Annotated in this window: 13 protein-coding genes; 2 read left to right on the top strand and 11 right to left on the bottom strand. The window is 57.8% G+C overall.

Annotation, left to right across the window (positions count from 1 at the left end; all coding sequences use genetic code 11):
* Positions 1-10 precede the first annotated feature (10 nt).
* Both AZE99_RS02970 and msrB read left to right on the top strand, forming a co-directional pair.
* Positions 11-1324, top strand: coding sequence for a cytochrome P450 (locus tag AZE99_RS02970; RefSeq protein WP_067197961.1), 1314 nt, complete (start codon positions 11-13; stop codon positions 1322-1324).
* An 80-nt stretch (positions 1325-1404) separates the two neighbouring features.
* The gene (msrB, locus tag AZE99_RS02965; RefSeq protein ID WP_067197959.1) at positions 1405-1911 is read left to right on the top strand and encodes a peptide-methionine (R)-S-oxide reductase MsrB; all 507 of its coding nucleotides are present in this window, start codon (positions 1405-1407) and stop codon (positions 1909-1911) included.
* Positions 1912-1921: 10 nt separating this feature from the next.
* Here msrB and AZE99_RS02960 read toward each other — a convergent pair whose 3' ends face one another.
* From AZE99_RS02960 to gspN, 11 genes are all read right to left on the bottom strand, one after another.
* Entirely contained in the window at positions 1922-2299 is a 378-nt protein-coding gene (locus AZE99_RS02960; RefSeq protein WP_067197957.1) for a VOC family protein, read from the bottom strand.
* 72 nt (positions 2300-2371) lie between these two features.
* A complete protein-coding gene (locus AZE99_RS02955) occupies positions 2372-4144 on the bottom strand; it encodes a hypothetical protein (protein WP_067197955.1) in 1773 nt (590 codons plus the stop codon).
* A gap of 4 nt (positions 4145-4148) precedes the next feature.
* Positions 4149-5519 carry a sulfatase-like hydrolase/transferase gene (locus AZE99_RS02950; RefSeq protein WP_156472076.1) on the bottom strand — a complete coding sequence of 457 codons (1371 nt, stop codon included), beginning with the start codon at positions 5517-5519 and terminating at the stop codon, positions 4149-4151.
* A 5-nt stretch (positions 5520-5524) separates the two neighbouring features.
* A complete protein-coding gene (locus tag AZE99_RS02945; protein WP_082788212.1) occupies positions 5525-5977 on the bottom strand; it encodes a GtrA family protein in 453 nt (150 codons plus the stop codon).
* 5 nt (positions 5978-5982) lie between these two features.
* Positions 5983-7569, bottom strand: coding sequence for an NAD(P)/FAD-dependent oxidoreductase (locus AZE99_RS02940; RefSeq protein WP_067197951.1), 1587 nt, complete (start codon positions 7567-7569; stop codon positions 5983-5985).
* A 125-nt stretch (positions 7570-7694) separates the two neighbouring features.
* Positions 7695-9260, bottom strand: a complete 1566-nt coding sequence (locus AZE99_RS02935; protein WP_067197949.1) for an amino acid permease — start codon at positions 9258-9260, stop codon at positions 7695-7697.
* Positions 9261-9423: 163 nt separating this feature from the next.
* Positions 9424-9789, bottom strand: a complete 366-nt coding sequence (locus tag AZE99_RS02930) for a YkvA family protein (RefSeq protein ID WP_231862680.1) — start codon at positions 9787-9789, stop codon at positions 9424-9426.
* Positions 9786-11126 carry a hypothetical protein gene (locus tag AZE99_RS02925; RefSeq protein WP_197460237.1) on the bottom strand — a complete coding sequence of 447 codons (1341 nt, stop codon included), beginning with the start codon at positions 11124-11126 and terminating at the stop codon, positions 9786-9788. Before AZE99_RS02925 ends, AZE99_RS02930 begins: the two co-directional genes overlap by 4 nt.
* Positions 11123-12478 carry a Na+/H+ antiporter NhaA gene (nhaA, locus tag AZE99_RS02920; RefSeq protein ID WP_443027792.1) on the bottom strand — a complete coding sequence of 452 codons (1356 nt, stop codon included), beginning with the start codon at positions 12476-12478 and terminating at the stop codon, positions 11123-11125. Before nhaA ends, AZE99_RS02925 begins: the two co-directional genes overlap by 4 nt.
* Positions 12479-12501: 23 nt before the next feature.
* On the bottom strand, positions 12502-13515 hold the full coding sequence (locus tag AZE99_RS02915) for an LLM class flavin-dependent oxidoreductase (protein ID WP_067197946.1): 1014 nt from the start codon (positions 13513-13515) through the stop codon (positions 12502-12504).
* The gene (gene gspN / locus AZE99_RS02910; RefSeq protein WP_067197944.1) at positions 13512-14243 is read right to left on the bottom strand and encodes a type II secretion system protein N; all 732 of its coding nucleotides are present in this window, start codon (positions 14241-14243) and stop codon (positions 13512-13514) included. The genes AZE99_RS02915 and gspN overlap by 4 nt, the downstream gene beginning before the upstream one ends.
* Positions 14244-14250: the final 7 nt, after the last annotated feature.

The following is a 14250-nucleotide window of genomic DNA, read 5'->3' as shown; positions in this document are numbered from 1 at the left end:
GGAGAGAATTATGGCATCCGTTCCGCAAATCGACCTTGATAATCTGACCACCTCTCCCACCGCCGATGAGGCGCTGGAAGCATGGTATAAGCGCAATCCTCCCATCGCCGAGAAAGATGCCAATCCCTGGGATGTCAGCCGCGCAGAGCTGTACAGCAAGGATCTCTGGCGCAAGCCTTTTGCAGAAATGCGTGCAACGGCACCGATAAACAAGGTCGAAGGCGGCGTCCACGGAGATTTCTGGAACATCACCACCTATAAGCCAATTCAGCATGTCGAGGCGCTGCCCGAAATTTATTCTTCCGATGTCGCGCATGGCGGCATCACCATTGCCGATCCGACATTCGACGACGACTTTCAACTGCCGATGTTCATTGCCATGGACCGGCCCAAGCACACGGGCCAGCGCCGTACCGTGGCGCCGGCTTTCACGCCGACTGAGATGAAGCGCATGGAAGTCGAAATACGTCAGCGCACGGAGGAAGTGCTCGACAGCCTGCCATGGGGCGAGAAATTTGACTGGGTCGACAAGGTGTCAATCGAACTGACCACTGGCATGCTCGCAATTCTTTTCGGATTCCCCTGGGAAGACCGCCGGCTGCTGACCTATTGGTCCGACTGGGCCGGCGATGTAGAATTATCGGTTGCCGAAGAGCTGAACGATCAGCGGCGGCAGATTCTGATGGAAATGGGGGCCTATTTCACCAAGCTCTGGAATGAACGGGTGAATGCAGAGCCGACACCCGACCTGATCTCGATGATGATCCATTCGGAACATATGCGCGATATGGATCCAATGGAATTCATGGGTAATCTGGTGCTGCTGATCGTCGGCGGCAATGATACCACCCGCAACACCATGTCAGGCCTGGCCTTTGGCCTGAGCCAGTTTCCCGAGGAACGTGCCAAGCTGCAGCAGAATCCCGACCTGATTCCCAATGCGGTGCAGGAAATCATCCGCTGGCAAACCCCGCTTGCCCATATGCGACGCACTGCCCTGGAAGATCACGACCTGTTCGGTCACCAGATCAAGAAGGGCGACAAAGTCGTGATGTGGTATATATCTGCCAACCGCGACGAAGAGGTCTTTCCGGAAGCCGACAAGATCATCGTCGACCGGGAAAATGCCCGGCGTCACTTGGCATTCGGCTATGGCATCCACCGCTGCGTCGGCGCCCGTCTCGCCGAATTGCAGATCCGGATATTGCTGGAAGAAATGCACAAGCGGCGGATGCAGGTCAATCCGACCGGCAAACATCGCCGCGTCCATGCCAGTTTCGTCCACGGGTTCCGCGAACTGGAAGTCGAGCTCTCGAAATATTGATCAGTTCCCGTTCAGGCGTCAGTCTGTAACCAATCTGCTTCCTGTCTCGAATGGATAGGGAATATGGAAAGGGATTGCAGATGAAATCACCTGATCGGCGGACTATCATATCCGGTACCCTGGCCGCCGCCGGAGCCTTTGCGGTGGTCGGACTGTCCGGCCGGTTCGACAAGGCAAAGGCGCGGTCCAGCGAAAAGTTCGCGATCAACCGGTCACCGGCGGAATGGCAGAAGCGGCTGGGTGCAGCCCGCTATCGGATATTGCGCTTGGAAGGCACGGAGCGCGCTTATTCAAGCCCGCTGAATGGCGAAAAGCGCAACGGCGTCTACGCTTGTGCCGGCTGTAATCTCGGCCTTTACAAATCGGACAAGAAATATGACAGCGGCACCGGCTGGCCTAGCTTTTGGGCACCGATCGCCAAGGACCGGATTGGCACGACCAGAGATTACAAGATCGGCTATCCACGCACCGAAGTTCATTGCGCGCGTTGCGGCGGGCATCTCGGGCATATTTTCAATGATGGTCCGAAACCAACCGGCAAGCGGCATTGCATTAACGGGCTCGCTCTGAAATTCATCCCCGCCTGAACCGCCGGGATCAGCTTTCTGGCGCGTCTACCTGCTGCCAGAATTCCAGCTTGATCCCGTCGCAATCAAGGATCCAGGCAAATTTGCCATAGCCTTCATCAATCTGGCCCAAAATTTCCAGACCTTTTTCTTTAAGCTGCTCGACATAAGCGTCCAGATCGTCAACCCGCAGGTTGATCATGAACTGCGCTTCGCTGGGTTTCAGATATTCGGTGTTTTCAGGGAAATGACTGATCAGGCTGTACGGTTTGGCACCTTTCTCGTCCGACCAGTTGAGCATCGGACCATATTCCCCGTCCAGCTCCAGATAATCCTTGTACCATTTACGTGTTGCTGCCGGGTCTTTCACTTTGTGAAAAACCCCACCGAGACCGGTGACCCTTGCCATTATAAACTCCGTGGTTCTTATTATTTTTTGACCATCTCAATGTGCGACCATCGATGGAAAACCTATCAGAGTTTACCGATCGTTAGGCAAGCCCTTTGCCGTCACTCGCCAGATTCTCAAGCTATTGTCCCGAATATGGACAGATTGCAGCCAATCCGGCTTTTGCTCTCTGACCAGTAGGGCCCAAAGGCCGTCGGGATGCTTCTTTGCATAAGAGGCCAGTTCGGCCTCGCCATCGCAGGTAACGATATAGCGAATATTGTGGGCCTCCAGCATGCCACGGGCCACATCTGGGGCAGATATGAAAACCCGGATCTGATCTGCCATTGCCTGATCGTTACGATGGTGGCTGGTGGCGAGCACGCTATGTGGGGTCAGCAGCAAGATGCGCGGTCCGAAATCAAATGGTGCCAGGATGTTGGACCGGGGCAAGGCATTGAGCCGGGCGAGCGAATCGTCATCTCTGCACGCTAGGTTATCGGGGCTGGTGTCAGATAGCGTTTCATCTCCGCCGACGCGGTTGAACAATGCGATGGCCAGCGGCCCCGGCATGATCAAGAACACGACCGCAGCGGTGGCAAGTATACGCGATAACGGGCGCTGGATCTCGCGTGCCCGGACAAAAGCCTGATGCACAGCCCATGCCATGAATGGAAGGGCAAAGGCTGCCGCAACCGCCGTGGCGCGCTGGACAAACAGCGACAGTAGCAACGCCCAGAGAAAGGCATAGCAGAGGATGAACAATGTGCTGCGATCAATCTCGCCTGGCCGGACCCGGATGATATATATCAGGCTGCCCAGCCCGACGATGATAGATCCGCCGAGCAGGGTGACCATGGCTTTCCCATTCTGATACCAGATTGGCAAGCCTTCGAGGACATTGACCAGCCAATATTCGCGGACGATCGGATCCATTGTGTTAAACGCCCCGCCCATGCATTGCGGTGCAAAGCCATAGAGAACAGCCAAGGCCGCAACGCCAGCGATAGCCAGACTCCCGATGCGCAGCGGAATGTTCGCAGGCAACCATTTGATCGCCGGCAATATGACGACGGCGCCCGCCGTACAGGCCAGCAAATGCGCTGGCGACAGGGCATCACAATAGTTGATGGCGACGTCAAAACCGCCCTGAGCGGCGCCGTAGAGAATGAAACTGGCAATCAGAAAGGACAATAATGTCCAGAATAGTCTTACCCCTTCTTCGGTCTGACAGACCCAGCGCCAGACCAGAAGCACGACAAAAGCGGCCGATAGCGGCAATCCTTCCAGCGATATCGAAAGCCATAGCGCGAGCGCTGCCCCCAGGGCGATTCCGCCCTTGCGCCTTGCTGGCCATAGCATCGTCCACAGCGCGGCCAGCGCGAGCACAATCTGCCACCCATGATGATCGACACGCATCGGCCGGATTTGCGCTACGATCGGAACCGCAGTTGCCGTCAGCGCAGCCGCTAGAAGCGCGATCCTGTGATCGAAAACCTGTTCGGTAATTTTCATGACCAGCCACATGGCGATACCCAGCGTGATCAGCGGCATGATGACCATTGCCGCGATTTCTGCGGTCGGAGCACCAAACAATGGCTTGAACAGCAGGAATTTCAAAGCCAGCGGCAATTCGATCCAGCGCGGCCAGTGCATCGGCTGGCTGTCCGGTTCGCCGATCCGATATTGTGTGGTGTCAAACCAGCTTTGTCCACCGAGCCAGTCGCGCAATTGCACGATGCGCAACTGGTCATCCGGATCCCAGCCAATGCCGCTCATGATCTGGCCGCGTGTCACCACAATCAGCACCGCTGAGACCGCGAGCCAGATTAGCAATAATGTCAGGTTGCCGCGCAAGCGTTCCAAATTCTTACCCCTTGGGTGTTGAGCCCTTGGCTTTCAGATAAAGCCATGGAACCCGCTCCGGGTCAAATTGCGAACGGTGATGGCGGTCAAAAAAGGGCGGCATATGATCGCCTACCAGCAATATATCCGCTTCCGGAAAATCGCTCGCGGTAATTTCCCTGATCAGCGCCTTGTCGATATCGTCAAATATCGCGAACTGACGGCAGATCATCGGATAATCGCGGGCCAGTTCGACCGACACTTTTTCGCAATTACCGGCATTGAGATTCTGCTCTGTCGGAACCGGCAAATGGGTGTTCAGCGTCAGCCAGTACTGGAAGGTCGGCTGTGTCGCCCGCTTCAGATTTTCGGCCAACATTTTCGGCACCTGGCGGTCGCAGGCGCCGGCAAAAACCCCGCCGCACCATTCTGCGCCGCGCTTTTCCAGATCGACCGCAAATTCGCGTTTCTGGAAACCGATCCTGGGATACCAGTCTTCGCGTTTGAAGAAAGGACCCTTGAAACTGTGCATCGCCTGTGTCGCATAGCCTTTTTCGGCAAGCTGCGCGGGCAGGCAATCCAGTGTCTTGGGATCATCGGTCTTGAGCAATTCATAATAATCACCCCAGCGACCGCAGAGCTCGCGCATCTCGCCCGAGGTGGTGCTGTTATAATAGAGGCTCGTACCCTGACTGACTTCGTAGCGCTCCTTGACGGCGCTACTGTTATAATAAGCGAACAGCTTGTCTGACATCGCTTTGTTGTTTTTCGGAACGCCCAGAGATTCAACCATGATCAGCACCAGATGGCGCTGGCCATCGGCGCGGTCGGCAAAGCCCGACTTGTTGACCGCCGATTCAAATGTCGCGCCGACCGGGGCGGGGCGGAAATAATGACCACGCATCCCTTCGCCGACAGCTGAATCCGCGCCGACAAGTCCAAATATCAAGGCTCCGCCCAATAGAATATAGAGCGGTCTGGAGAAGTTCGTATCGCGCTTGAGCAGGAACCAGCTACCGATCAATATGCCGAAAATGACCACCGCTGCAGCAATATATTCGATGGAATCGCCCGGCTTGATTTCAGCGAAAAACTGCAGCGAATAGAGCAGGGAATCCAGCGTCAGGCTGAACAGCCCGGAGACGAAAGAGAGCAAGGAATAAACCATCACCCCGACAAAGGCGATCCACTGCACCATTCTCGGCATGCGTTTGACAATCAGGCCGACCAGTCCCGCCAGCACAATCGGAATCGTGCGCGGTGGCGCACCGACCATCCACATCGCCATGAAGGGAATATTGGCCAGCAATATCCAGACCAGCGCCCAGTTCATAAATTTCGTAAAGTCAGGACGGAAGCGGTGCCCGGTCACAGGCACATCGATGGTGGCATCCATATAGCTCACCGGAACACACCATATTTGCGCGTAAAATAGACGGCAAAGAAACTGACTGCGACGGCCGCTGCCTTGGCCATGACCGGCAGGACGCCAGCACTGGTAAGCCCGCTGACGATGCTGACCGTTATGCCGAGCCCGAGCACAGCCGTGCCGATGAATCCAAGCCGCTGCAATTGCAGCGCCGCGCCATTGCGCGCCTTGCCGGGAAAGACAAAGCTGGATGAAATCAGCCAGTGGACGATGATGCCGACGCTATAGCCCGCTGCCGAAGCCCATCCCGGATCGACCAGAAAAGCGACCAACACCATGAACAGGGCGACATCAAATGCCAGACTGACGACACTCGCCAGTAAATAGCGAGTGATCGAGAACCGGTTGAGCAGCGCCAGCGGAGCAGGCAAATTGCCTATCCAGCCACCGATGACCGACCGTCTGTCTGCGCCGCTGCGTTCCATCAGGTTTACGCCGCTTTGGATGGCTTGGCTGCGGGCACGGCTTCCTCGATCCGCTTCGGCACATCGCGCATGCTTTCGAGCGCCGCGAGACGGTCTTCGCTGATTTCTTCGGCGATGACCTGCTGTGCACCTTCATCACCCGATTCGTGATATTCGGCGTCTTCGTTGACGTTCCAGACATTCCATTTGCGGGTGCCGGCCTCGATATTTTCCACCGTCAGCATCGCCGTCATCATTGCATGATCCTGATTATTATAGCGGTGCATGCCGTTGCGACCAACCATGTGCAGCGTCGGGAAGCGATTTTCCAGATCATCGCGCATGGTGGCGACATTTTGTTCATAGGCATCGTCATAGACCGGATAGGCCTTTTCCTGACGGACAACCGAGCCGCCAACGACATCTTCGGGTTTGCACAGGCCCAGGATCGCCATTTCACTCTTGGCCAGCTCGATCAGGTCTTCGTCGGAAGAGGACCAGAGGCGGTCGTTTTCAAAACAAAAATATTCCAGGCCGACACAGGCGATATTCTCGTCCGGCACCATTTCGGGGGACCAGCTGCGGAAATTCTGCACGCGGCCAACCTGCACGCGATCATCATGGATATAGATCCAGTTATCGGGAAACAGATCGTCCGATTTGACCTTGATCGCCACCGTCAGAAAGTCGCGATAGTTGAGATCCTGCGCTTCCGGCAACGACTGCGGCAGCGGGTGGATCCGGGTCGCGAGCTCGCGCATCGGCGCGCTCGAAATGACATGTTTGGCATTGATGATGGTTTCGCCATCGGCGCTGGTCGTGCTCATCCGCCAGTTGCCGTCAGCATCCTGGGCAAGCTGCTTGAGGCTATGCCCCATCAACACTTCATTGCCCCTGGCTTCGACATGCGCTTTCGCCGCATCCCACATCATGCCTGGGCCGAGGCGGGGATAGCGGAAGGTTTCGAGCAGGGTTTTGACTTCCTGTCCGTCATTGGGCGTCTTGTTGAGGCCGAGCGAGCGCTTCAGGCCATCGGTGACCGCGTTCCACAGGCTCAGGCCCTTGATCCGCTGCGCCGCCCAGTCAGCCGACATCTCGTCGCACGGCATGCCCCAGACCTTCTCGGTATAGGTCTTGAAGAAAATCGAATAGAGCTTGTAGCCGAACTGATTGACCGTCCAGTCTTCAAAGCTCTTCACATTCTTGTTCGGGAAGATCTTCGCCTTGCCATAGCTGAGCATGCAAAGCGTAGAACGCCAGATGCCGAGATTCCAGAGCGCTTCAAAGGCACGCAGGGGATAGCTGTAGAATTTGCCCTCATAATAGATCCGGCTCATCCGGGGGCGCTGGATAAAGTCGTCAGGCAGGATCTCATTCCACAGATCAACCACTTCCTGGCTTTTCGAAAAGAAGCGATGCCCGCCAATATCAAAGCGGAAACCTTCATGCTCCACCGTCCGGCTGATCCCGCCGACATATTTCGGGTCTTTTTCGATCACCTTGACCGAAAAGCCCTTCTTCGAAAGCAGATAGGCCGCGGTCAGCCCCGCCGGCCCCGCGCCAATAATGGCTACATCTACCGGTGAATTCGCGGGCGTGCTCTGTCTGGTCATAAAGTCCGTTCCCTGTCCATGGTGCGCCCATTGCGGGTGCGGTGCATGTTTCACAAACAGGAGTGAACGAAATTGGTTAGCAGATAGTTAATTCCGCGCTGTAATTTACGGGCTGCAAAGGCAGCTTATTGGTCGCTGATTGGCGGAACTGGCTGGGGTGGTGCATCGGCATCCGCCTCGTGCACCTCGATATGGCCGCGCCCGACATGGCTCTTTCTGTAACCATAAGCATAATAGAGCAGCAGCCCGATGCCGCCCCATATCGGCAATACCAGCTTCGCTTCCATCGGCAGATTATAGAAAAGCCCCAGACAGCCGACGATCGCCAGTGGTGCGACGATCCACACTAGAGGCGTGCGGAACGGGCGATGCCGGCCGGGATCGGTGCGGCGCAGGATCAACACCGCCACTGCGACCATCAGAAAGGCGAACAAGGTCCCCGAATTGGAGATATCAGCCAGCTTGCCGACAGGCAGGAAGGCCGCGAATATCGATACCGCGACCCCGGTGATGGCGGTCACGATATGTGGTGTTTTCCATTTCGGGTGAATAGTGGCGAGCTTTTCCGGCAACAGCCCGTCGCGCGCCATCACGAAGAAAATCCGGGTCTGGCCGAACAGCATGATCAATATGACCGATGGCAAGGCGAGGAACGCGGCTATCCCTATGATATTGCCAAAGGCCGGATAACCGATATTCCGCAGCACGAAAGCCAGCGCCTCGTGGCTGCACACCAGAGGTTCGTGGCCCGCCGTCAGCAGGGCTTGGCATTGCGCGGCAAAGGCAGTGCTGCCGGGCGCCAGCACATTGCCGGCGGCATCGACAATCGGCTGCGCACCGACCGTACCAATCGCGCCGGCGGCGACCAGCAGATAGAAAACCGTGCAAATCGCCAGGCTGCCGATCAGGCCGATCGGCACATTGCGTTGCGGATTCTTGGTCTCCTCGGCCGCGGTCGACACCGCGTCGAAACCGACATAAGCGAAAAATATCGAGGCTGCGGCACCGACTGCACCAAAACCGCGGCTCTCGCCGAACCAGCCATTGGGCAGGAACGGATCGAAATTCTGTCCCTGCATCATCGGCAGGGTGAGCACGATGAACATGGTCAGCGCCGTGACCTTGATCGCGACCAGCACCGCATTGACCTTGGCACTCTCGCTGGTGCCGATCATCAGCAGAAAGGTGACGAGCAGCGCAATCACCAGCGCCGGCAGATTGATCAGCCCGCCCGGCGCATAGCTGCCAATGGTCAGCGCGGTCGGCAAATGGATCCCGGCATTGGCCAGCAGGCCGACAAAATAGCCCGACCAGCCGACCGAAACCGCGCTCGCCGCCACCGCATATTCCAGGATCAGCGCCCAGCCGACCATCCACGCGAGCAGCTCGCCCATCACCGCATATGTATAGGTATAGGCGGAGCCCGATACCGGCACCATCGAGGCCAGTTCCGAATAGCAGAGCGCGGCAACCGCGCACACCAGCCCGGCGATCACGAAGCTCCACATCATGCCGGGGCCCGCCTTCTGCGCCGCCTCCGATGTCAGCACGAAAATCCCGGTGCCGATGATCGCCCCGACGCCCAATAAGGTCAGCTGGACCGGCCCGAGCGTGCGGGTCAGGGCCTTTTTTTCTGCGGTAGCGAGGATGGCGTCGAGGGGTTTGATACGTCCGAAGAGATTGAAGGGCATATTATCCTGTTTCCCTGAATAAACACACAAACAACGTTGCTCGCGGCGTTAGGAAGACAATCTCGACCGTAGCGAATCGCCATTACTCCCTTTTGGAAGTTGTGCAAGCGCGATTTATAAGGCCGCGACCGGGGCCGTTTTTCACGACGGTTTCGATATTCGTTTACACTAAATCCAGCGCCCGAATCAGCCAGTAGGCAGCGCCAATCCACATCAGCAATATGCAAATTGCGGCCCTGCGGCTGTTTGGCCTGAAATCGATCTTCAGGGCTTTCTGCCGATATTCGGCCATCAGCGTTTTGGGAATCATCCGCAAGATGAGCGCAACCCCGATAGGGATGATTATCAAGTCATCCAGATAACCGATAACAGGCAGGAAGTCCGGTATCAGGTCGATCGGGCTGAACGCGTAAGCAGCAACCGCAGCAGCCAGAATTTTTGCTGCCAAAGGGGTCCGCTTGTCCCGTGCGGCGACCCACAGCGCCAATATGTCCCGTTTGAGATTCTGTGCCCAGGTTCTGAGGCTCACTTCACGGATTCAGCTGCAAGGTCCCCCGGCAGCATCGGCTCGCTCAGCAACCGCTCCATCGCCTTCCAGCGCCACAGCGGCGCGTCGCCTTGCGCTTCGACCCAGTCGCGGACCATTTCCATGCCAAGACCATAGTTGATCACATAGCTGCGATATTGCTCGTTGAAATCGGTCATCTGCTCGGCGCGCTCGCGCGAGACCAGCTGATATTTCTGGTTGAGCGCGATCGCTTGCTCGCGCGTAATCTCTCCATCGAGATATTGCTGCGCAATCGTCATCCGCGCGCCGCTGAGCGCCTGTTTCGCGATCTGCAGCGCCCAGTAAGCCGCCGCCGTGTCGGGATCGAGGCCGGCGAGCGGGTAAAGAACATCGCGCTCGTAATCCAGCCGCTCCTGGCCGCTGAACGCCAACTCGATACCGTAATTGGCCGACCCTTCGGCGATCAGGCTTTGCGGCGAATAGAGCGGATAGGCGGAAAATTCCTGCCAGCCATGACCGTTGGTCAGATTTTTCTCGAGCAGCATATTATAGACATGATGGCCGGGATAGCCTTCGTGGCAGCCGAGATCGACGGCGCGCCCGATGAAGATCGGCAGGTCGGTGTTGACCTGGATCAGGCTCTGATAATTGCCCTGGTAATAATTATAACCGCTCCAGCTTTTGCCGGTGACAAATTCCAGCTTGAAATTCTCGCCCTCGGGCAGATCGAAATATGCGGCCGTCCGCGCCTTGCATTCGGCGATTGCGGTATCGAACACCGTCTGCAGCCGGTCCGCAGGGATGATATAGTTCTTTTCAAACGCCGCCACCCGCTCGCTGAGCGGTCCTTCGCCCGGCGCTATATTTTCGATCTCCTCGAGTACCGGATCAAATTCCACCAACGGCCTCAGCTCGGGCGTCACCCCGAACAGCCCCTTGGCTTCCCTGACGAAGGAGAAGCTCTCGCCCTGCATCATCGCGTGACGAGTGTGGGCTGCCTCAAGCTGTGCCGACAGAAAGTGCCTGCGCGCCTCGACCAGCGGATCATCGCTGACGGTCAGCGCATCGAGCCGCAGCATCAGATCAACAATCGCATTGCCAAGTTCGCGCATATCGCGCGGGTCTGTCTTCGCCGCTTCTGCCCATTGCGCCGGACCATAATAGGCATCGACATAGCCGGCTTCTTTTTCGCCAAGCGCCAGCGTAAGCTTCACATAGTCGGAGGCTATATCGCCAAGCTCGCTCGATGCTTTCAGGCCAGCCGTGTCGGTGATCGCTGGCGCAGCTCCCGGTGCAGCGGCCAATGTCCCGGCGGAAATCGCCAGCCAGGCAACGGCAACAAGGCCGGCAGTTTTCAAAGGGCGTCTTTCAGCTTTTGCGCTTCCGCATCCGGCAAAACGTCAAGCAGTTCCTCTGCCTCTTCCTCGTCCAGCGATTCCAGATGGCGGCCCTGCGGCGCAAAGCGCAATATGCAGAAACCGACAACCGCCGAAAGCACCGATCCGCCAAGTACGCCGATCTTGGCTTCCTCGATCAGCAGTTCATTGCCGGGGAATGCCAGCGCGCCGATGAACAGACTCATCGTGAAACCGATACCGCAAAGCATCGCCACACCATAGACTTGCAACCAGCTGGCTCCACCAAGCCGTCCGGCGAAACCGGTCTTAACCGAAATCCAGACGCTGGCAAAAATCGCGATCTGCTTGCCGAAGAACAGGCCGGCGGCGATGCCCAGTGGCAAAGGCGCAAAAATCTGGTCCATGCCAATACCCTGAAGCGACACGCCGGCGTTGGCAAAGCCGAAAACCGGTACGATCAGGAAGGCGCTCCACGGCGAAATCGCGTGTTCCAGCCGGTGGAGCGGGGAATTTTCCGCATCCGGCGAGGTTGGCGTGACCACGATCGGGATAACCATAGCCGCCAATACCCCGGCTATTGTCGCATGGACGCCGGACATCAGCACGGCATACCACAGCAATCCGGCAAAAATCAGATAAGGCCAGAGCTTGAGCACGCCATTGCGGTTCATCGTATACATGATCGCCAATATCGCGGCGCTGGCCAGAAGCGCCGCACCGTTGATCTCGGCGGTATAGACCAGCGCGATAATAGCCACTGCTCCCATGTCGTCGACGATGGCGACGGTGACCAGAAACAGCTTGAGCGAGGTTGGAGCGCGCGGCCCGAGCAGGGCAAGTACGCCAATCGCAAAGGCAATATCGGTCGCCGCCGGTATCGCCCAGCCATTGTAGAGCGCGGGAAAATCCTTGACGATGACCAGGTAGATCAGCGCCGGGACCGCCATCCCGGCCGCGGCAGCGACCACCGGCAGACGCCGGCGATCCCAGCTGTTGAGCCGGCCGTCGACAAATTCACGCTTGATTTCCAGCCCGACCAGCAGGAAGAAAATCGCCATCAGCCCGTCATTGATCCACAAATGCGGGGTCATCGGCCCCAATTTGGCGGAAAGGACCGGCCCCTTCATTTCATGCAGAAAATGATGGTACATTTCATAAAGCGGACTGTTGGCCACCACCATCGCCAGCGCGGCAGCGAACATCAACAATATGCCGCCTGCCGCTTCGCTTTTTAGAAAGTCCCGAAGTGCTGAGTTTCTACCTGAACGTGGCAATATGTCGTCTCCCTTGGGGGCGTATATTTCGGAATTTTGATCGGCCAGAGTCATGCGCAGGCCGGACCGTAAAATCAAGGCTTGTTCAAACCATTTTCGTCCTAGGCAGCGATCAATTCCCGAATATTGGCGGCGATAGTATAGCTTTTCTCGCGCGCGGCCTGATCAAAGATTGATCCGGAAATGATCAGTTCATCGGCACCGGTCCGGTCAATGAACCGCTCGACACCCTGCTTGACCTTGTCCGGTGAACCAATAGCGCTGCCCTGCATTATCTGTTCGAGCATCGACTGGGCCTGCGGCGGCAGACTCGCGCGATAGCCTTCTACCGGCGGCGGCATTTTGCCCGGATTGCCAGTGCGCAGAGCGACAAAGCTCTGCATCATCGAGCTGGACAGATATTCCGCTTCCTCGTCGCTGTCGGCCGCAAAAATATTGAAGCCGCACAGGACATAGGGCTCTGCAAGCTGGTCGGACGGCTTGAAATCCCGGCGGTAAATCCGGAGCGCTTCATCCAGCATCTGCGGCGCAAAATGCGAGGCAAAGGCGTAGGGCAGACCCAGAGCCGCCGCCAGTTGCGCGCCGAACAGGCTGCTGCCGAGAATATATAGCGGGATATTGGTCCCCTGCCCCGGTGTCGCCTGGATACCGAGCCGGTCATCACCGGCAAGAAATGCCTGCAATTCGAGCACGTCGCGCGGAAACTCGTTGGCATCGCTGTTGAGATTGCGGCGCAGCGCCTGGGCTGTCCGCTGGTCCGATCCTGGTGCGCGACCGAGGCCAAGGTCAATCCGGCCCGGAAACAGCGCTTCCAGGGTACCGAATTGCTCGGCGATCACCATCGGCGCATGATTGGGCAGCATGATCCCGCCGGCACCGATCCGGATGGTCTTGGTCCCCTGCCCGATATGCGACAGGGCGACTGCAGTCGCGGCGCTGGCAATACCTTCCATGCCGTGATGTTCGGCCATCCAGAATCGCTCGTAGCCAAGCGCCTCGCCATGCTGCGCAAGCGCCAGCGACCGGTCGAGCGCGGTTTTCACGTCGCTCCCCAGCGGCACCGGGGAGAGGTCAAGGATCGAAAATTTTACCGCCTTGGGGCCCATTTCACTCATTGTCCGTTCCTCTGTCCCAACTGTCCTGCAACCTTGATCGCGTAGCCGCTGGGAACCTTGCGAAAGCCAAGGGTCGGCAATAGCAGGGTCCAGGCGCGGTCGCTACCGGACAAGAACAGTCTGGCGGTATAAAAGCCATTGCCTTCAAGTTTTACCGTGAGCTTCTCCATGCCGGACCCGCTTTGCAGCGGCAGCACCAGCGTTCCATCCTGACATTCTGCCTTGCCGAGCAGACCCTGCTTGAGGTTCAGCCCGGGGATATTGGCGTCGAGCGACACCCGCACCTGTCCGCTCGCCGACTGGCAGCGGCCACCGGCAAAGCTGATGCTGACCCCCTGCAGGTCGATCGCGGAGGCCGGTAGCGGCGCCAGTTGACGGCCGACGCTCAACATTGTCGTCACATCCTGCAGCAACAGGCTGTTGCCCGACTTGCCGACGGTTGCGACCAGTCCGGAATCACCCGCGACCGGCGGCCGTTCCAGATCCATCAGCACCCGACCGGTCAGCAACGGCAGCACCCGCACCCCGGCACCGAGATCGCCGAGCGGAAACGGCCCAAGCTGCGCGCCCTCGATCCGGCCGTTCCAGACCGTTCCGCTGATCGCCTTGGCCGAGAAACGCGACCCTTCCAGCCCCGCCATGCCCACCGCGAGCCTTAGCGGCAGGAAGAACAAGGCCACGGCGATCACCGCCAACAGGATCAGAACATAGGTCAATGCGCGCGGCACCTGCTTT

It is taken from the genome of Sphingorhabdus sp. M41, assembly GCF_001586275.1.
GTDB lineage: Bacteria > Pseudomonadota > Alphaproteobacteria > Sphingomonadales > Sphingomonadaceae > Parasphingorhabdus.
The sequence above is the reverse complement of the archived record's forward strand: the minus strand, read 5'-3'. Positions and strand labels throughout refer to the sequence as shown.

Excerpts from the sequence above, each read along its gene's own strand:
- AZE99_RS02945 (WP_082788212.1), bottom strand. The coding sequence starts at position 5,977 with ATGGAACGCAGCGGCGCAGACAGACGGTCGGTCATCGGTGGCTGGATA.
- AZE99_RS02950 (WP_156472076.1), bottom strand. The coding sequence starts at position 5,519 with ATGGATGCCACCATCGATGTGCCTGTGACCGGGCACCGCTTCCGTCCT.
- msrB (WP_067197959.1), top strand. The coding sequence starts at position 1,405 with ATGAAATCACCTGATCGGCGGACTATCATATCCGGTACCCTGGCCGCC.
- AZE99_RS02915 (WP_067197946.1), bottom strand. The coding sequence starts at position 13,515 with ATGAGTGAAATGGGCCCCAAGGCGGTAAAATTTTCGATCCTTGACCTC.
- AZE99_RS02935 (WP_067197949.1), bottom strand. The coding sequence starts at position 9,260 with ATGCCCTTCAATCTCTTCGGACGTATCAAACCCCTCGACGCCATCCTC.
- AZE99_RS02970 (WP_067197961.1), top strand. The coding sequence starts at position 11 with ATGGCATCCGTTCCGCAAATCGACCTTGATAATCTGACCACCTCTCCC.
- AZE99_RS02960 (WP_067197957.1), bottom strand. The coding sequence starts at position 2,299 with ATGGCAAGGGTCACCGGTCTCGGTGGGGTTTTTCACAAAGTGAAAGAC.
- AZE99_RS02940 (WP_067197951.1), bottom strand. The coding sequence starts at position 7,569 with ATGACCAGACAGAGCACGCCCGCGAATTCACCGGTAGATGTAGCCATT.